Genomic DNA, 17,223 nt, shown 5'->3' on the forward strand with positions numbered 1-17,223 from the left:
TCAGCGCCCGGCGTACCACTCGGTGACCTCGGGGCGCATCAGCAGCGCCATGGCGCCGACGCACGCGGCGAGCGGCACCACCAGCAGCGGCGAGCCGAGCACGGTGCCGAGGAGGCACACCAGCGCGGCGACGCCGGCGGAGACCATCAGCAGCACCCGGCCGACCGGGACCCGGCGCAGCGCGAACACCGCGACCAACGAGGCGAGCACACACCACAGCACGATCACGCCGGCGACCACCAACAGCGCCACGCGCAGGTCGTCCTCGGTCATCCCGGCGCTGCTGAGCAGCTCGGGGTCGCGGCGGTCCAGCTCCTCGAACAGCGGCCCGGGCGCCGCGGCGAGCGCGAGCGCGGTGAGCCCCATCCCGAGGCCGACCAGGCCGCTCATCACCCAGGTCAGCACGCACGCCCAGACGACCGGCTGCGGCGCGGGACCGCGACGGGCGCTCCGCTCCTGCGAGGAGTACGCCGCGGGCTCCGGCTGCCGGGTCACCGGCGGGTAGGTGACCGGCGCGCCGGCGCTGCCGGTGCCGGCGGTCCCGAAGCCGGACCACGGCCGGGGGGCGTCGGACCCGGCGGGCTCCTGGCCTGACTGCTGGCCGGACTGCTGGCCGGGCTGCTGGCCGACCGGGGCCGACACGACCGGCGGCACCTGGGCGGCGGACGGGTAGGCCTGCTGACCCTGCTGACCCTGGTGGTGGTCCTGCGGACCGGGCTGCACGGGCCCGTGCTGGGCCTCGCTGCTCGGCGGGAGCCGGTCGAAGCGGGTGTCGCGGGTGGCGGCGGCCGCCTCCTTGCCGTTGAACCAGTCACGGGCCGGCTGGACCCACAGCATCACCACGGCCGCGGCGACGAAGGAGGACATGATCCCGCCGACGACCAGCCCGCACACGAACAGCGGCACGGCCAGCACCGAGAGGGCCAACCGCGCGCTGCGCGAGCGCTGGAGCACCTGGATGCCGAGGATCAGGCTGGCGGTCGCGCACGCGCCGGTGATCAGCACCAACACCCGCATCGTGTCCAAGACGTCCTGCACCCCGACCCCGAGGCCGTCGGCCGGAGGCTCGGCGAGGAAGTCCTGCACCGCGCGGCGGGTGTCCAGCGACTGCACCCCGGCCATCTGCTCGAAGGCCGAGACCAGCACGAACAGCGACCCGCCCATGATCAGCCAGGCGGCGAAGCTCACCTGGCGCGGACGGGACGGACTGCTCTCACTCATGGGCTCATTCAACTAGAAGGACCCACATCGGCGGTCGTCCGCCTCCGTGGGTCCTCCCAGCAACCGGTTCCGAGCGCGTCCTCAGCCGGCGGCGGTGAGCGCCAGACCGTCCTCGGAGCGGTCCACGCGCACCGTGCCGCCGTCGACGACCTCGCCGCCGATCAGCATCTTGGCGAGCGGGTCGCCGATCGCCGACTGGATCAGCCGGCGCAGCGGGCGCGCGCCGTACGCCGGGTCGTAGCCGGTCTCGGCCAGCCAGGTCTTCGCCGCGTCGCTCACCTCGATGGTGATGCGCCGCACCGCGAGCCGCTTCTCCAGCAGCCCGAGCTGCAGGTCCACGATGTGGGTCAGGTCCGCGAGCGTGAGCGCGTTGAACATGACGATCTCGTCGAGGCGGTTGAGGAACTCGGGGCGGAACGACGAGCGCACCGTGGCCATCACCGCCTCCCGCTTCTGCTCCGGGTCCATCGTGGGGTCGACCAGGAACTGCGAGCCCAGGTTGGAGGTCAGGATCAGGATCGAGTTGCGGAAGTCCACCGTGCGGCCCTGGCCGTCGGTCAGCCGGCCGTCGTCGAGCACCTGCAGCAGGATGTCGAAGACCTCCGGGTGGGCCTTCTCGACCTCATCGAGCAGCACCACCGAGTACGGCCGGCGCCGCACCGCCTCGGTCAGCTGGCCGCCCTCGTCGTACCCGACGTAGCCGGGGGGCGCGCCGACCAGCCGCGAGACCGAGTGCTTCTCGGAGTACTCGCTCATGTCGATGCGCACCATCGCGCGCTCGTCGTCGAAGAGGAAGTCGGCCAGCGACTTGGCCAGCTCGGTCTTGCCGGTGCCGGTCGGGCCCAGGAACAGGAACGAGCCGGTGGGCCGGTTCGGGTCCGCGATGCCGGCGCGCGAGCGGCGTACGGCGTCCGCGACGGCTGTCACCGCCTCGCTCTGGCCGACCAGGCGATGGCCGATCACCTGCTCCATCTCGAGCAGCTTGGCGGTCTCGCCCTGGAGCATCCGGCCGGTCGGGATGCCGGTCCAGGCCTCGACGACCTCGGCGACCTGCTCGGCGCCGACCTCCTCACCGACCAGCGGCTCGACCTGCTCGGACTTCTCGACCTCGGCGGCCTCGGCGATCTGCTGCTCCAGCGCCGGGATCCGGCCGTACTGGATCTCGCTGGCCGCGGCCAGGTCGCCCTCGCGCAGCAGCCGGTCGGCCTCGATGCGCAGCTGGTCGAGCTGACGACGCAGCTCGCCCTCGCCCTCCAGCGAGGCCTTCTCCCGCTCCCAGCGCGCCTCGAGGGCCCGCAGCTCCTCCTCGTGGTCGGCCAGGTCGGCGCGCAGCCGCTCCAGGCGCTCCATCGAGGCGGGGTCGCTCTCCTTCTCCAGGGCGAACTGCTCCATCTTGAGCCGGTCCACCTGGCGGCGCAGCTGGTCGATCTCCTCCGGGGAGGACTCGATCTCCATGCGCAGGCGCGAGGCGGCCTCGTCGATGAGGTCGATGGCCTTGTCGGGCAGCTGGCGCCCGGTGATGTAGCGGTCCGAGAGGGTCGCGGCGGCCACCAGCGCGGCGTCGGTGATGCGGACGCCGTGGTGGGCCTCGTACTTCTCCTGGATGCCGCGCAGGATCTGCACGGTGTCCTCGACGCTGGGCTCACCGACGAAGACCTGCTGGAAGCGGCGCTCCAGGGCGGGGTCCTTCTCGATGCGCTCGCGGTACTCATCCAGGGTGGTCGCGCCGATCATGTGCAGCTCACCGCGCGCGAGCATCGGCTTGAGCATGTTGCCGGCGTCCATCGAGGAGTCGCCGCCCGCCCCGGCCCCGACGACCGTGTGCAGCTCGTCGATGAAGGTGATCACCTGGCCGCCGGCCTGCCGGATCTCGTCGAGGACGGCCTTGAGCCGCTCCTCGAACTCGCCGCGGTACTTCGCGCCGGCCACCATCGCGGCCAGGTCGAGGCTGAGCACGCGGCGGCCCTTGAGGGAGTCGGGGACGTCGCCGGCGACCACGCGCTGGGCGAGGCCCTCGACCACCGCGGTCTTGCCGACGCCCGGCTCGCCGATGAGCACCGGGTTGTTCTTGGTGCGTCGCGACAGCACCTGGACCACCCGGCGGATCTCGGCGTCGCGGCCGATGACCGGGTCGAGACGACCCTCCTGGGCGGCGGCGGTGAGGTCGACGGAGTACTTCTCCAGCGACTCGTAGGTGTCCTCGGCCGTCTGGCTGGTGACCCGCCGGTTGCCGCGGACGGCGGTGATCCCCTCGCGCAGCGCGGACTCGGTCAGCCCCGCGTCCTCGAGCACGCGCTTCGCGCTGCTGTCGGTGCCGGCGAGGGCGACCAGGAGGTGCTCGGAGGCGACGTAGTCGTCCTTCATCTCCGCCGCCAGCTCGAGGGCCCCGGCCAGCACCCGGGTGAGCGCGGCGGAGGCGGCGGGCTGCTGCACGGTCGCGCCGCTGGCGCGCGGCAGCACGCCGAGCTGGCCCTCGGCGCGGGCGAGGAGAGCGTCGACGTCGACCCCGGCGCGGGTGACGACGCTGCGCGCCACCCCGTCCTCCTGGCGCAGCAGCGCCACCAGCAGGTGGATCGGATCGGTCGTGGTGTTGCCCGCGGAGGTCGCGGCGAGCTGGGCAGCCTCGATCGCCTCGCGGCTGCGGGTCGTGAACTTGTCGGCGCCGAACTGGCTCATCTGCACACTCCTTGGCTCACACGTTCGAACTGGATCACGCGATCGGCACGAGCGCCCGGGACGGGCGACCCTGCCGCTGCCACAACATCGGCAGAGTTGAGTCTGTTCCACTCAACTTTAAGAACGTCATCGGCGACTCGCCACCTGGCGGTCGGACTGCGCGGCGGCGCGGCGCGCGGCGGCGCGGCGCGCGCCCACCTCGCGGAACCACTCCCCGACGGTGAGCACCCACCCGAGCGCGACACCGATGACGGTGCCGAGACCGTTGGAGACGACGTCGCGGGGGTCGCTGACCCGCCCCGGGATCTCCTGCTGGGCGACCTCGATGCCGAGGGTCAGCACCAGACCGGCCAGCACCGCCAGCCACCACTGCCGGCGGCCCAGCAGGAGCAGGAAGAACACGCCGACGGGGACGAACATCGCGACGTTGGCGGCGAACTCGATGTCGGCGGCGCTCAGTCCCGCGGTCGGCTCGTAGGCACCCAGCTCGCGCACCACCCGATCGGCGACGCGGGTCATCAGCGAGGTGCCGGTCGAGGCCTGCGGGGTGAGCGTCATCCACCCGACGAAGCCGAGATAGGCGAAGGTCAGGAGGCTCAGCAGCGGGTGACGGTGGAACACGTGGCCCCGATCTCAGCGGCCCCGCCGCCAGACCACGACCGAGCCGGCCTGGGTCTGACGGAGCACGGGCAGCTTGTTGGCGGGCACCTCGCGGGGGCGTCCGGTGTGGGCCTGGCCGAGGGCGTCGCGCAGGGCTTTGAGCTCGGCGAGCAGCTCCTCGTTGTGCTTGGCCACGGCGGCGAGCTCCGACTCCAGCTCGACGATGCGGCGTACCCCCTGCAGCCCGACGCCGGAGGCGGTGAGGTCGGCGATCTCGCGCAGCCGCTCGATGTCGCGCGCGGAGTAGCGCCGCCCTCCCCCGCCGGTGCGCTGGGGCGTGATCAGCCCGAGCCGCTCGTAGGTGCGCAGGGTCTGCGGGTGCAGCCCGGTCAGCTCCGCGGCCATGCTGATCACGAACACCGCGGCGTCCGGGCCCGGCGGGCCGCCGAACGGCTGCCGGGCCGCCATCAGGAGCCGGCCTTCTCGAACAGGTTGGCGCGCAGCGGGCGCCCCGCGGTCGCTTCGCGGTACGCCGTGACCGCCGCCCGGGCGTCCTCGTCGAGGACCGCGGGGACGACCACCTCGACGGTGGCGAGCAGGTCGCCGACCGTGCCGTCGCTGCGGCGCGCCCCCTTGCCGCGCACCCGGAAGGTGCGCCCGTTGGGGGTGCCGGCGGGGATGCGCAGGGTGACCGGCGCGCCGCCGAGGGTGGGGATCTTGATCTCCGAGCCGAGCGCGAGCTCGTCGAAGGAGACCGGGACGTCGAGGGTGAGGTTGTCGCCCTTGCGCCCGAAGACGCGGTGCGGGCTCACCTTGACGGTGACGTAGAGGTCGCCGGCCGGGCCGCCGTTCTCGCCGGCCGCGCCCTTGCCGCGCAGCCGGATCCGCTGGCCGTCCTTGACGCCGGCGGGGATGCGGGCCTGGATGGTGCGCGCCGACATGCCGCGCCCGGAGCCGTGGCAGGTGGGGCAGGCCTCGTCGTACACGAGCTGGCGCCCGCCGCAGGTCGGGCAGGTCTCGTTCATGGAGAACGCGCCGCCCACCGAGCCGGTGACGTAGCCGGCGCCCTCGCACTCGGGGCACACGTGCGGCTTGGTGCCGGGCTTGCCGCCGGTGCCGTTGCAGTCCGGGCAGGGCGCGTCGGAGGTCAGCCGCAGCGAGATGGTGACGCCGTCGATGGCGTCGGTGAAGCTGATCGTGGCGGTGGTCTCGGCGTCGGCGCCCTTCTGCGGGCGACGCGTCTGCTGGCGGCGACCGAAGCCACCACCGCCGCCGAAGATGTCGCCGAACATGTCGCCGAAGCCGCCGCCCGCGCCGCCGCGGTCGCGCAGCAGGTCGTCGAGGTTGAAGCCGCCCTGGCCGCCCTGGCCGGTCGGGAACCCGCCGAAGCGGCCCGAGGCGTGCAGGGAGCGGAACTCGTCGTACTTCGCGCGCTTGTCGCGGTCGCCGAGGACGTCGTAGGCCTCCGCGACCGCCTTGAACTTGTCGTGCTTGGCGGTGTCGCCGGGGTTGGAGTCGGGGTGGTTGGCCCGGGCCAGCTTGCGATAGGCCTTCTTGATCTCCTCGGCGCTCGCGTCCTTCTTCACGCCGAGCTCGGCGTAGAAGTCCTTCTGCGCCCAGTCGGCGCGGTAGCCGTCGTCACTCACGTGCCCTCCTCCCAACGATGTGGCCGGTCATGTGCTGGTCATCTGTGGTGCTGGCGCGGGCCCCGGGGGCTGCGCCACCGGGCCCCGCGCGTGGCGGGGCCCGGTGGGGCTGCTCAGGACTCGGACGCCTCGTCGGCGGGGCCCGCCGGGTCGGCGCTGCCGGCCGCCGGGTCGACCACCAGGACCTGCGCCGCGCGGACGACGCGGTCGCCCATCCGGTAGCCGGCCTTGGCGACGACCTTGCAGGTCACCACGTCGACGTCGGGGTCCTCGCCGAGGTGGCTCAGCGCCTCGTGCAGGGACGGGTCGAACGGGTCACCGGGGACGCCGAACTTCTCCAGGCCCTGGTTGGCCACGACCCGCTCCAGCTGCTCGGCGACGGCCTTGAAGCCGCCCTCGAGCTCGGCGTGCTCGCGGGCCCGGTCGATCGTGTCCAGGACCTCGACGACCGGGGCGAGCACGACGTACGCCGCGTTCTGCTTGACCAGCTCGCGGTCGCGGTCGACGCGGCGCTTGTAGTTGAGGAACTCCGCCTGGAGGCGCTGCAGGTCGCTGGTGCGCTCGCCGAGCTCCATCTTGAGCGTCTCGACCTCGTCGCGTGCCGCCTGCAGCGGGTCCGCCTCGGCGGGCTCGGAGTCCGGCGCCTCACCGGCGGCGGGAGCGGCCGGGTCCTCCGAGCGCTCCGCCGCCTCGTCGACGCCCTCGCGGGCCGGGTCCCCGGGGGGACCCTCGTCGTGCCGGTGCTCGTCGGTCACTTGCGCTCACCCTCGTCGGTGGACTCGTCCACGACCTCGGCGTCGACGATGTCGTCGTCGCTCTCGCCGGTCGCGCCGGTGGTGCCACCGGCCGCGGCGTTCTCGGCCTCGGCCGCGGCGTACATCGCGGCGCCCATCTTCTGGCTGGACTCACCGAGCTTGGTGATGCCGGCGTTGAGCTCCTCGGCCGACGCGTCCTCCTTCTCCAGGGTGGACTTGAGGGAGTCGACGTCGCCCTGGACCTCGGTCTTCACGTCGTCGGGGATCTTCTCGCCGTTCTCGGCGAGGAACTTCTCCGTCGTGTAGACCAACTGGTCGGCCTGGTTGCGGACCTCGATCGCCTCGCGACGCTTGGCGTCCTCCTCGGCGTACTGCTCGGCCTCCTTGACCATCCGGTCGATGTCGTCCTTGCTCAGCGCGGAGCCGCCGGAGATCGTCATCGACTGCTCCTTGCCGGAGCCCTGGTCCTTCGCCGAGACGTGCACGATGCCGTTGGCGTCGATGTCGAAGGTGACCTCGATCTTCGGCACGCCGCGCGGAGCCGGCGGGAGGCCGGTGAGCTCGAAGTTGCCCAGCGGCTGGTTCTGCGACCACATCTGACGCTCGCCCTGCGCGACCTTGATCTCCACCGAGGGCTGGTTGTCGTCGGCGGTGGTGAAGATCTCCGAGCGCTTGGTCGGGATCGTGGTGTTGCGCTCGATCAGGGTGGTCATCACGCCGCCCTTGGTCTCGATGCCGAGCGAGAGGGGCGTGACGTCGAGGAGCAGGACGTCCTTGACCTCACCCTTCAGCACACCGGCCTGCAGCGCCGCGCCGAGCGCGACGACCTCGTCGGGGTTCACGCCCTTGTTGGGGTCGCGGCCGGTGAGGTCCTTGACCAGGTCGCTCACGGCCGGCATGCGGGTGGAGCCACCCACGAGCACGACGTGGTGGATGTCCTTGAGCGCGACACCGCCGTCCTTGAGGACGTTCTGCACCGGCGCCTTGGTGCGCTGGAGCAGGTCCTCGGTGAGCTTCTGGAACTCGCTGCGGGTCAGGCGCTCCTCGAAGTGCAGCGGGCCCGACTCGCCGTGGGTGATGTAGGGCAGGTGGATCGTGGTCTCGGCCGAGGACGACAGCTCGATCTTCGCCTTCTCCGCGGCCTCCTGGAGGCGCTGCTTGGCGATCTTGTCGGCGCCCAGGTCGACGCCGTTGTTGTCCTTGAACTTCTTGATCATCCACTCGACGATCCGGGAGTCCCAGTCGTCGCCACCGAGGTGGTTGTCGCCGGAGGTCGCCTTGACCTCGACGACGCCCTCGCCGATCTCGAGCAGGGAGACGTCGAACGTGCCGCCACCGAGGTCGAAGACGAGGATGGTCTGGTCGTCGCCCTTGTCGAGGCCGTAGGCCAGCGCGGCCGCGGTGGGCTCGTTGACGATGCGAGCGACGTTGAGGCCCGCGATCTCACCGGCCTCCTTGGTGGCCTGGCGCTGGGCGTCGGAGAAGTACGCCGGGACGGTGATCACCGCGTCGGTGACGGGCTCACCGAGGTACGCCTCGGCGTCGCGCTTGAGCTTCTGGAGCACGAAGGCGCTGATCTGCTGGGGCGTGAACGTCTTGTCGTCGATCGTGGTGGTCCAGTCGGTGCCCATGTGGCGCTTCACCGAGCGGATGGTGCGGTCGACGTTGGTGACCGCCTGACGCTTGGCGACCTCGCCGACGAGCACCTCGCCGGACTTGGCGAACGCGACGACCGACGGGGTCGTACGGGCCCCCTCGGCGTTGGCGATGACGGTGGGCTCGCCACCCTCGAGGACCGACACGACGCTGTTCGTCGTACCGAGGTCGATGCCGACTGCACGTGCCATGGGACTACCTCCGTTGGATTTCGCAGCGCACTTGGGCTGCGGGTCTGACGTTGGCGGGGCGCATACGAGCCCCGCCGGGACCAGTCTGCGTCGCGCGACTCAGACTGGCAAATAAGTTGAGTCGTTGCAACTCAACTTTCTTCACAGGACAGAACGCCCCGGACCCCGGGGGATGTTCCCGGTCCGGACGAGAATTTCTCGGACCCCTGGTCCGAGCGCGGCGTCAGCCGGCGAGGTCGGTCCACTCACCTCCGAGGTCGGTGGAGACGTACGCCGCGCCGCCGACCCAGTCCAGGGCGTACAGCCGCTCCCCCGCGAGCTCCAGCAGCCAGCCGTGGTCGCCGGCGGCGGGCAGGGCGAGCTCCTCCCAGCTGTCGTCCTCGGGGTCGACGACCTGGGCGACGTCGACGTCGTCGAAGACCAGCAGCCGGCCGTCCGGGAGCCCTTCGACGGTGGCGGAGAACCAGCTCGACCCCAGACCGTCCGGCGCCTCGAGCCGGCGCCAGGCGGCGTCGGCACCGCTGCGCGGACGCACCAGCAGCGCGTCGAGCTGGTCACCGGCGCCGCGGGTGACCGCGACGGGGACCACGACCAGGTCGTCGGTGACCGCCAGGCCGATCGGGTAGCCCCGGGCGGGCAGCTCGAGGGGCGACTCCTGCCAGGTGGTCGCCCCGGCGGGCAGGTGGAGCAGGACCGCGTCGCTCGGGCTCGCGGCGCTCTCCGGCAGCGCCCAGGCACCGCCGTCGGCGTCGATCACCAGCTCCACGGCCACCGCACCGCCGGGCAGCGGCGGCGTCGGGGCGATGGTCCCCTCGATCGGGGAGTACACCGCCCGCGCGCCCTCGACGGCGACGTCGCCGGGACCGAGGGCCCGCGGGGTCTCGACCTCCTCGACCGGGGTCAGCTCGCCGTCGGCGTCCAGCAGCTCGTAGCGGCCGTTGCCGCCGAGGTCGACCAGGAAGCCGTCGGCCAGCGGCCACACACCCGGGATCGAGCTCTCGTTGCGCACCTGGCGGCCCGGCCCCTCGGCGAGGACCTCACCGTCGGCGTCCTGCAGGCGCCAGGCCGCGGCGACGCTCGTGCGGGGTCCCTCCTCGACGAGGTGGGCGACCAGCAACCGCCCGGCGCCGTCCTCGGCGACCGCGACGGGGCGGCCCACCTCGAGGACCTCCGACACGGTCGTAGGCACCGCGGAGGAGGCCGTCCGCGCCGAGGCGTCGCCCCCGCCGTCGCCGTCATCGGTGCCACACGCGCCGAGCGTCGTCGCCAGCAGGAGAGTGGTCAGGGCGGCGGATGCGGTGCGCATCCATCCATCATGCCCCGCGTCACATGGGCCCCGGTGCTCTACTGGGGCGATGACGGGGCCCACGGGACGGATCGCGCGACCGGCCACCCGGCCGGGAGGCAGCACTGCCGCCCGCCGCGCCCTGCGCCTCGCGCTCGGCGCAGCGGCCATCGGCGCGCTGGCCACCGGAGCACTGGCCGCCGGGTGCACAGTGACCGACCGCTCCCCCGCCGCCCCGTCCTCACGCCCGCCCTCCGCACCCGCGTCCGCCACGACCGGGCCCACCGTGACGCCCGGGACGCCCCGCACCCAGCCCCCGTCGACCGTGGCGCCGCCGCGGGTCCCCGGGTGGCCCCCGACGACGTCCGGTCGAGACGGCCGTGGCCGCGGTGCGCCACCTGGCCGGGCGGATCGGCCCGCGTCCGGGGACATCGGCGGCGTACCGCCGGGCCGCGTCGTGGGTCGAGCACCGCCTGGTCGAGACCGGCTGGCGCGTCGAGCGGCAGCGGTTCGCGACGCCCGCCGGCGTGTCCTGGGGGGTGCCGGTGCCGGCCGGCACGTCGCTCAACCTCCTCGCCACTCGTGGCGAGATCCGCGCCGGGCGCCCGTGGCTGCTCGTCGGCGCCCACCTCGACACGGTGCCGCAGGCCCCGGGCGCCGAGGACAACGCCTCCGGTGTCGGGGTGCTGCTCGCGGTCGCCGAGGCGCTCGCGGACCGGCGGACGCGGCTGCCGGTGGTGCTGGTGGCCTTCGGCTCCGAGGAGCCGCGCGGCCCGGGCGACGAGGACCACCACTACGGCTCGCGGGCCTACGTCGCGCGCCTCGACCCCGTGCAGCGCCGGACCCTGCGCGGGATGATCTCGCTGGACCGCGTCGGTGTGGGGGCGGCGCTGCCGGTGGGCAGCGCCGACGACCCCGACCCGCTGCACGCCGAGGTGCTGGCGGCCGCGCGCCGCGCCGGCGTGGCGACGCAGCCGGAGACCGACCAGCGCTCGAGCGACCACTGGTCCTTCGTGCGCGCCGGCCTGCCGGGCGTGCGCCTCGGCAGCACGCCGTACGCCGGCTACCACTCGGCCGGCGACGTCCCCGGCGTGGTCGAGGCCGCCCAGCTGCGCCGCGCCGCGCGCACCGTGGCGGCCTGGCTGGGCTGACCCGTCCTCAGCGTGCGAACGGCCCGGTGGAGGCCCGCCACACCTCGCCCAGGATCCGCGTCCCGGCCGCGCCACCGACGGGGCGCGGCGCGAAGGTCCCGGGGTCCATCACATAGGGCACCAGGCGCATCGCCGCCAACCGGTCGCCGAGGAACGTCGCCTCCAGCATGACGCCCTCCATCGTCTGGGTCATGAAGTCCATGTCGAAGACGAGGTTGCCCAGCGAGTGCAGCACCGGCACCGCGGCGTCGGGACCCTCGACGACGTCGATGCCCTGCACCCAGTGCGGGTGGCCCCCGACCACCAGGTCGGCGCCGGCCGCGACGAGGGCACGGGACACCTCGCGCTGCACCGGCTCCGGCTCATGGGTGTACTGCGTGCCCCAGTGCGGCAGCACCACGACCACGTCGGCATGCCTCCCGGCGCGCCGCACCAGCCCGGTGACGTGCTCGAGGTCGGCACGGACCAGCGGGCCGGTGCGCGGCGGCATCCGCACCGAGAGCGCTCCCGGCCCGGACCGGGTGGCCCGCGGGGTCTCGCCGATCGCGTTGAAGCCCAGGAAGGCGAAGCGCACCCCGCCGCGCTCGACGTACGCCGGGCGGCTCGCCGCCGCGAGATCGGCTCCGGCGCCGAACACCGCCAGCGGGCTGCGACGCAGGGTGGCGACGGTGTCCAGGAACGCGCCGGTGCCGTAGTCGCCGGCGTGGTTGTTGGCCAGGGAGACCGCGTCCAGGCCCGCGCGGCGAAGGTGCCCCACGAGCCCGGGGCCGGCGCCGAAGGAGTCCGACCCCTGGGTGGGGGCGCCCGCGGTCGACAGCGTGCTCTCCAGGTTGCCGACGACGAGGTCGGCGCGGTGCAGCCGGGGCGCCACCTTCGCCAGGGCGCGCGCCGGGTCGGGCACCCCGCGCACCAGCATCAGGTCGCCGACGACGGTGAGGTGGACAGCGGCGGGGGCCGTGCGCACCGGGTCGCTCCCGGCAACGAGCGCGGCACGCACGCTCGGACGCACCTGCGCCAGCGGCACCACCCCGAGCGCCTCCGGGTCCCGCTCGACGCGGTCCAGGGCGCGTGCGGCGGCGCGGGGGCCGACACCACGGTGCACCGGGCGGCCCCGCCAGCGCGACGGGGAGGTAGCCGGCGCGGCCACCAGCCGACGGGCCTCGCGCGGTCGCAGCCGGAGCACGGGTGCCGTCGCATGGGTGACCACGACCAGCCGCTCGTCGGCGCGCGGCTGCGACCCCACCCCGGTCCCGTCCTGAGCCTGGTCCTGAGGCTGATCCCGGGACTGGTCCTGGGGCTGGTCCTGCGCCGGGACGGACGGGCCCGTGCCGGCGCTGCAGCCGGCCAGCACCAGGACGGCCGCCGCGAGCAGCGCCCTGCGGGACATAGCGCGATCCTAGGGCCGGGCGGTGCTGCGGCGCTGCAGCTCGAGGGCCACGTCGACGGTCCCCACGCGCGGCAGCGCCTCGACCTCGGAGAGCGGGTGCCAGCGCGCCTCGTCGGTGCTGCCGTCCAGCTCGGCGGTGAGCTCACCGCCGATGACCCGCGCGGCGTACAGCACCCGCACCGCCTTGAGCGGACGTCCCTCGCCCTTGAGCCGGCGCGACGCAGGGATCACCCCGGTGTCGACGCCGAGGAGGCCGAGCAGCTCCACGTCGTACCCGGTCTCCTCGCGCACCTCGCGGACCACGCCCTCCTCGGGGGTCTCGTGCAGGTCGACGCCGCCACCGGGCAGGGTCCAGCGCTTCTGGGCGGGCTCGTTCCACAGCGCCAGCAGCACCCGGTCGTCCTCGTCGAGCACGACGGCGTACGCCGCCAGCCGCGTGTCGTAGGGCGCCTCGCTGGGCTGGGTCGTCCGCTGGGTTGTCGGCTGGGCCGTTGGCTCGGTCGGTCGGTCGGTGCTCACGTGAGCATTGTCGCGGAAGGGCGTGTCGGGGGAATGGGCTTCGACGGCTCGGGCATTGGACATTCATGACCGTTCCGAGCATCACCCTGAACGACCAGACCACCATCCCGCAGCTCGGCTTCGGGACCTACCAGGTGCCGCCGGAGCAGACCGCCGAGACGGTGGCGGCCGCCCTCGAGGTCGGCTACCGCCACATCGACACCGCGCAGATGTACGGCAACGAGCGCGGCGTCGGCGAGGCCGTGCGCGCCTCGGGGATCCCCCGCGACGAGCTCTACCTCACCAGCAAGCTGCACAACCACGTGCACCGTCCCGACGATGCGAAGCGCGCCTTCGAGGAGACCCTGAGCGCCCTGGGGGTCGACCGGCTGGACCTGTTCCTCATCCACTGGCCGCTGCCGACGCGCTACGACGGCGACTACGTCTCGACCTGGCGCGCCCTCACCGAGCTGCTCGCCGACGGGCGCGTGACCTCGGTCGGCGTGTCGAACTTCCAGCCCGAGCACCTCGACCGGATCGTGGCGGAGACCGGCGTCGTGCCGGCGGTGAACCAGATCGAGGTGCACCCCTACTTCACCAACGAGGCGGCCCGTGCGGCCTCGATCCGCCACGGCGCGGAGGTCGAGGCCTGGTCCCCGATCGCGCAGGGCCAGGTGCTCGGCGACCCGGTGATCAACCGGATCGCCCAGGCCCACGACCGCACGCCCGCGCAGGTCACCCTGCGCTGGCACATCGAGCGCGGCGACATCGTCTTCCCCAAGTCGATGAGCCCGGAGCGGATGCGGGAGAACTTCGAGATCTTCGACTTCACCCTCACCGCCGACGAGGTCGCCGAGATCGCGGCCCTCGACCGGGGCCCCGAGGGGCGCACCGGCCCGGACCCCGACACCTTCGACTGGGTCCCCGAGGCCTGATCCAGGCCCGGTTCAGGCGTCCAGCGCCCGGCCCCACACCTGGAGCAGGTGTGCGAGCCGGGCGCGGTCGTCCGGCGCGAGCATCCCCACCAGCCGGTGCTCGTTTTCCAGGTGGGCGGCCACCGCCCGATCGATGAGGGCACGACCCTCCTCGGTCAGCGCAACCACCCGGCCCCGGCCGTCGGTGTCGCTGGCCCGGCGGGTGACCCAGCCGCGCGCCTCGCAGCGGTCGATCCGCTTGGTCGCGGCACCCGAGGTCACCATCGTGCCCGCGGCCACCTCCGAGGGCGTCAGCTCGTACGGCGCTCCGGAGCGGCGCAGCGTCGCGAGCACGTCGAACTCCCCCTCGCCGAGCCCGTGCTGGGCGTAGACGGCGACCAGCTCCTCGGTGAGCCGCAGCGCGACGCGGTGCAGGCGTCCGATGACCCCGATCGGCGAGGGGTCGAGGTCGGGCCGCTCGCGCGACCACTGGGCCATCACCCGCGCGACGTGGTCAGGCTCACTGCGATCAGGGGTCATGCGCGGGAATCTATCTGACCTGGAAGGCATTATGTCTTCCATGGAAAGCAAGTGGCAGGTTCTCGCCGTCACCGCGATCGCCCCGGTGGCGTGGGGGTCGGGGTACTACGTCGCCGACGCCTATCTCCCGGCCGACCGGCCGCTGTTCAGCGCCACCGTGCGCGCCCTGCCCTTCGGCCTGCTCGTGCTCGCCCTGCGACCGCGACTGCCGCAAGGCAGCTGGTGGTGGCGCGCGGGGGTCCTGGGCGTGCTCAACATCGCGGCGTTCTTCGTGCTGTTCTTCGTCGCCGCCGAGCGGCTCCCCGGCGGTCTGGCCGCCACCCTGACCGCGACCGCCCCGATCGCGATCATGCTGCTGGCGTGGGGCCTGGTCCGCGAGCGCCCCCACCCCGCCTCCCTGTTCGGCGCCGTCCTCGGCGCGGTCGGCGTCGCCCTGCTCGTGCTGCGCGGCAGCAGCGGCGTGGACTGGGTGGGCGTCGCGGCCGCGCTCGGCGCGGTCGCCCTGTCCTCGGTCGGGTTCGTGCTGGTCAAGCGGTGGCGCGCCCCGGTGGACATGCTCACCATGACCGGTTGGCAGCTGGTGCTCGGTGGTCTGGTCCTGCTGCCCGTGGCGCTGCTGGTCGAGGGCGCGCCGCCGGCCCTGGACGCTCCCGCGATCGGCGGCTACCTCTACCTCGGCCTGCTCGGCACGGTCGTCGCCTACGCGGTGTGGTTCCGCGGGCTGCGCGAGCTCCCCGCGGCCGCCGTGTCCCTGGTGGGGCTGCTCAACCCGGTCGCCGGCACGGTCGTCGGGGTGGCGCTGGCCGGGGAGGTCTTCGGGCCCGTCCACGCGCTCGGGATGCTGCTGGTGCTCCTCGGCGTACTGACGGGTCAGCCGGCGGTCATCGCCGCCGTACGCCGGCACTTCACCGCCACGCCCGAGACGAGCCCGGACCCGGACGCCTCACAGCCGACGGACGCTCAGCGGCGGGACTGCGCGCTGGTCTGAGGTGGCTCAGCCGACGCGGACCTTGACCTCGTTGGACAGCTCGCCGTTGCTGGTGTCGCGCATCCGGAAGCGGTTCTCGCCGCTCTGGCCGGTCTGGACGTAGGTCGAGAAGGTGCCGCCGCTGACCGAGGCGGTCACCGGGAAGTCGGTCCAGCCGCCGTCGACGAACCGCTCGACCTGGAGAATCGCGCCCTCGCCGTCGGGGTAGACCCCGGTGAGGTCGATCTGCTCCATCGCCGCGACCGAGCTCTGCACGCTCTGCAGGGTGATCCCCTTCTCGGCCTTCTCCGACTCCGAGGGGCTCGCGCTGGGCGACCCCTCACCAGAGCTCTCCTCGTCGCCGGGAGCCAGGGTGATCCGCGGCCCCGAGTCGTCGGTGGTGCGCACCGGGTCGGGGATGTACATCGACTGCTGAGCGCCGGCCCGCCCGCCCTCGTCGTCGCCGCCGATGCCGAGCAGCCGGATGCCGGCCAGGGCCACGAGCCCGATCACCACACCGACCACGACCCCGACGCCCGCGAGCGCGAGCAGTCCGGTCACGACAGGGCGGTCTTGGTTCTGGGCCACGGTGTCGTCACTCCCGGAGGTGGTCGGCGCGGGACGGCCGTGCGGTGTCCGTCCGGGGCCATTGTCGTGGACGCGACCAAGCCGCACCACTCTGGGCCTGATCAGGACTCAGCGGGACTCGAGCACCACCACCGGGATCTCCCGGTCGGTCCAGCGGGCGTACTTCTCGAAGTCGGCGTAGAGCTCCACCAGACGCGGCCACAGGGCGGCGCGCTCCTCGGCCCCGGCGACCCGCGCGTGCACCCGGCGCACCTCCCGGGGCAGGTGCACGGTGGTGTCCGGGGAGGCGAGCAGGTTGCGATACCACTGCGGGTGCTGCGGCAGACCGCCCTGCGAGCCCACCACGACCAGCCGCTCCTCAAGCCCGGCGCCGTCGCGCAGGTAGAGCAGCGGCGTGGTGAACCGGGTCCCGGACTTGCGGCCGACGTGGTCGAGCAGCAGCGTCGGCACCGGCTTGCGCCAGCCCGCCCCGACCCGCCAGGTGTTGCCGACGCGCCCGCCGGTGAGCCGGAAGACCCGCACCTGCACCCGCGACATCCACTTGATCCCGCGCACCGCCCACGGCGAGTCCAGCCCGGCCGGCCGCTCCTCGGGCATGTCCATCAGCCCCATCAGAGGGCCGCCCTGGTCTCGCGCTTCCAGACCAGCTCCTCGTGCAGCCGGCGGCTGCGCCAGCCCTCGGGGGTCCGCACCATCCGGTGGTGGTAGATCCCGCCGTACTCCACGACCTTCGCCTCGGGGCCCTCCCCCACCGGCATCGGGTTGTGGAAGTACGCCGTGACCTGCGCGGCGTCGCGGTCGCCGTCGGGCGCGAGCTCGACCATCACCTGGTGCAGGGAGTGCATGCGGCGCGGGAAGAACGCCGGCAGCACCTCGGCGAGCCAGGCCTTGACCACCGGGTAGCGGTCGGCGATGCCGCCGGTCTCGGTGTAGTCGATCTCGGCGTCGGGGGTGAACACCGTGTCCAGCAGGTCCCAGCGGTCGTCGGCGTCGACGGCCCGGGTGTAGCGGTGCAGCACCTCGGTGATCTCCATGCGGTCGCACAGCTCGCGCAGGCGCGGGTCGGTCTGATTCGAGTCCACGGGACGAACTGTGGCACAGGAGTGGAACGCGTTCTATGTTTCGTCCAGCGCGCCGTCCCGGGCATC

At 73.3% G+C, this 17,223-nt stretch carries 17 protein-coding genes; 3 read left to right on the forward strand and 14 right to left on the reverse strand.

Going from position 1 to position 17,223, the window contains the following annotated elements:
• From GFH29_RS18770 to GFH29_RS18805, 8 genes are all read right to left on the reverse strand, one after another.
• Positions 1-1,221 (reverse strand): hypothetical protein, encoded by a 1,221-nt coding sequence (locus GFH29_RS18770; protein WP_153325260.1) that lies wholly within the window; start codon positions 1,219-1,221, stop codon positions 1-3.
• A gap of 81 nt (positions 1,222-1,302) precedes the next feature.
• The gene (gene clpB / locus GFH29_RS18775; protein ID WP_153325261.1) at positions 1,303-3,897 is read right to left on the reverse strand and encodes an ATP-dependent chaperone ClpB; all 2,595 of its coding nucleotides are present in this window, start codon (positions 3,895-3,897) and stop codon (positions 1,303-1,305) included.
• A 126-nt stretch (positions 3,898-4,023) separates the two neighbouring features.
• Positions 4,024-4,518 carry a VanZ family protein gene (locus tag GFH29_RS18780; RefSeq protein WP_153325262.1) on the reverse strand — a complete coding sequence of 165 codons (495 nt, stop codon included), beginning with the start codon at positions 4,516-4,518 and terminating at the stop codon, positions 4,024-4,026.
• Positions 4,519-4,530: 12 nt separating this feature from the next.
• Positions 4,531-4,965, reverse strand: coding sequence for a heat shock protein transcriptional repressor HspR (locus GFH29_RS18785; protein ID WP_153325263.1), 435 nt, complete (start codon positions 4,963-4,965; stop codon positions 4,531-4,533).
• Positions 4,965-6,143, reverse strand: a complete 1,179-nt coding sequence (gene dnaJ, locus GFH29_RS18790) for a molecular chaperone DnaJ (RefSeq protein WP_153325264.1) — start codon at positions 6,141-6,143, stop codon at positions 4,965-4,967. Before dnaJ ends, GFH29_RS18785 begins: the two co-directional genes overlap by 1 nt.
• 113 nt (positions 6,144-6,256) lie before the next feature.
• Positions 6,257-6,898 carry a nucleotide exchange factor GrpE gene (gene grpE / locus GFH29_RS18795; protein WP_153325265.1) on the reverse strand — a complete coding sequence of 214 codons (642 nt, stop codon included), beginning with the start codon at positions 6,896-6,898 and terminating at the stop codon, positions 6,257-6,259.
• Positions 6,895-8,745 (reverse strand): molecular chaperone DnaK, encoded by a 1,851-nt coding sequence (dnaK, locus tag GFH29_RS18800; RefSeq protein ID WP_153325266.1) that lies wholly within the window; start codon positions 8,743-8,745, stop codon positions 6,895-6,897. The genes grpE and dnaK overlap by 4 nt, the downstream gene beginning before the upstream one ends.
• 223 nt (positions 8,746-8,968) lie before the next feature.
• Positions 8,969-10,051 carry a hypothetical protein gene (locus tag GFH29_RS18805; protein WP_153325267.1) on the reverse strand — a complete coding sequence of 361 codons (1,083 nt, stop codon included), beginning with the start codon at positions 10,049-10,051 and terminating at the stop codon, positions 8,969-8,971.
• Positions 10,052-10,410: 359 nt separating this feature from the next.
• On the opposite strand from GFH29_RS18805, the gene GFH29_RS18810 reads away from it, so the two are divergent.
• Positions 10,411-11,181: a M28 family metallopeptidase gene (locus tag GFH29_RS18810; protein WP_153325268.1), complete on the forward strand. Its 771-nt coding sequence runs from the start codon at positions 10,411-10,413 to the stop codon at positions 11,179-11,181.
• A 7-nt stretch (positions 11,182-11,188) separates the two neighbouring features.
• On the opposite strand, the gene GFH29_RS18815 is transcribed toward GFH29_RS18810, so the two are convergent.
• Positions 11,189-12,568, reverse strand: a complete 1,380-nt coding sequence (locus GFH29_RS18815) for a CapA family protein (RefSeq protein WP_153325269.1) — start codon at positions 12,566-12,568, stop codon at positions 11,189-11,191.
• A gap of 9 nt (positions 12,569-12,577) precedes the next feature.
• Complete coding sequence (locus GFH29_RS18820) at positions 12,578-13,087, reverse strand: NUDIX domain-containing protein (RefSeq protein WP_228387614.1); 510 nt, start codon at positions 13,085-13,087, stop codon at positions 12,578-12,580.
• A gap of 65 nt (positions 13,088-13,152) precedes the next feature.
• Here GFH29_RS18820 and GFH29_RS18825 point away from each other — a divergent pair, with 65 nt between their 5' ends.
• Entirely contained in the window at positions 13,153-14,001 is an 849-nt protein-coding gene (locus tag GFH29_RS18825; protein ID WP_153325271.1) for an aldo/keto reductase, read from the forward strand.
• Positions 14,002-14,013: 12 nt separating this feature from the next.
• On the opposite strand, the gene GFH29_RS18830 is transcribed toward GFH29_RS18825, so the two are convergent.
• A complete protein-coding gene (locus GFH29_RS18830; RefSeq protein WP_153325272.1) occupies positions 14,014-14,520 on the reverse strand; it encodes a MarR family winged helix-turn-helix transcriptional regulator in 507 nt (168 codons plus the stop codon).
• A gap of 40 nt (positions 14,521-14,560) precedes the next feature.
• Between GFH29_RS18830 and GFH29_RS18835 the strand changes: the two genes are divergently transcribed.
• Positions 14,561-15,508: an EamA family transporter gene (locus GFH29_RS18835; RefSeq protein WP_153325273.1), complete on the forward strand. Its 948-nt coding sequence runs from the start codon at positions 14,561-14,563 to the stop codon at positions 15,506-15,508.
• 6 nt (positions 15,509-15,514) lie between these two features.
• Here the strand turns inward: GFH29_RS18835 and GFH29_RS18840 are convergent, their stop codons facing one another.
• From GFH29_RS18840 to GFH29_RS18850, 3 genes are all read right to left on the reverse strand, one after another.
• Positions 15,515-16,048 carry a hypothetical protein gene (locus GFH29_RS18840; protein WP_153325274.1) on the reverse strand — a complete coding sequence of 178 codons (534 nt, stop codon included), beginning with the start codon at positions 16,046-16,048 and terminating at the stop codon, positions 15,515-15,517.
• A 135-nt stretch (positions 16,049-16,183) separates the two neighbouring features.
• The gene (locus tag GFH29_RS18845) at positions 16,184-16,678 is read right to left on the reverse strand and encodes a nitroreductase/quinone reductase family protein (RefSeq protein ID WP_228387615.1); all 495 of its coding nucleotides are present in this window, start codon (positions 16,676-16,678) and stop codon (positions 16,184-16,186) included.
• Between the two features lie 8 nt (positions 16,679-16,686).
• Complete coding sequence (locus GFH29_RS18850; protein ID WP_228387616.1) at positions 16,687-17,157, reverse strand: nuclear transport factor 2 family protein; 471 nt, start codon at positions 17,155-17,157, stop codon at positions 16,687-16,689.
• Positions 17,158-17,223: the final 66 nt, after the last annotated feature.

It is taken from the genome of Nocardioides sp. dk884 (assembly GCF_009557055.1).
Taxonomy (GTDB): Bacteria; Actinomycetota; Actinomycetes; order Propionibacteriales; family Nocardioidaceae; genus Nocardioides.

Excerpts from the sequence above, each read along its gene's own strand:
- clpB (WP_153325261.1), bottom strand. The coding sequence starts at position 3,897 with ATGAGCCAGTTCGGCGCCGACAAGTTCACGACCCGCAGCCGCGAGGCG.
- GFH29_RS18785 (WP_153325263.1), bottom strand. The coding sequence starts at position 4,965 with ATGGCGGCCCGGCAGCCGTTCGGCGGCCCGCCGGGCCCGGACGCCGCG.
- GFH29_RS18770 (WP_153325260.1), bottom strand. The coding sequence starts at position 1,221 with ATGAGTGAGAGCAGTCCGTCCCGTCCGCGCCAGGTGAGCTTCGCCGCC.
- GFH29_RS18845 (WP_228387615.1), bottom strand. The coding sequence starts at position 16,678 with ATGGACATGCCCGAGGAGCGGCCGGCCGGGCTGGACTCGCCGTGGGCG.
- GFH29_RS18830 (WP_153325272.1), bottom strand. The coding sequence starts at position 14,520 with ATGACCCCTGATCGCAGTGAGCCTGACCACGTCGCGCGGGTGATGGCC.
- GFH29_RS18815 (WP_153325269.1), bottom strand. The coding sequence starts at position 12,568 with ATGTCCCGCAGGGCGCTGCTCGCGGCGGCCGTCCTGGTGCTGGCCGGC.
- GFH29_RS18825 (WP_153325271.1), top strand. The coding sequence starts at position 13,153 with ATGACCGTTCCGAGCATCACCCTGAACGACCAGACCACCATCCCGCAG.
- GFH29_RS18835 (WP_153325273.1), top strand. The coding sequence starts at position 14,561 with ATGGAAAGCAAGTGGCAGGTTCTCGCCGTCACCGCGATCGCCCCGGTG.
- GFH29_RS18805 (WP_153325267.1), bottom strand. The coding sequence starts at position 10,051 with ATGCGCACCGCATCCGCCGCCCTGACCACTCTCCTGCTGGCGACGACG.
- dnaK (WP_153325266.1), bottom strand. The coding sequence starts at position 8,745 with ATGGCACGTGCAGTCGGCATCGACCTCGGTACGACGAACAGCGTCGTG.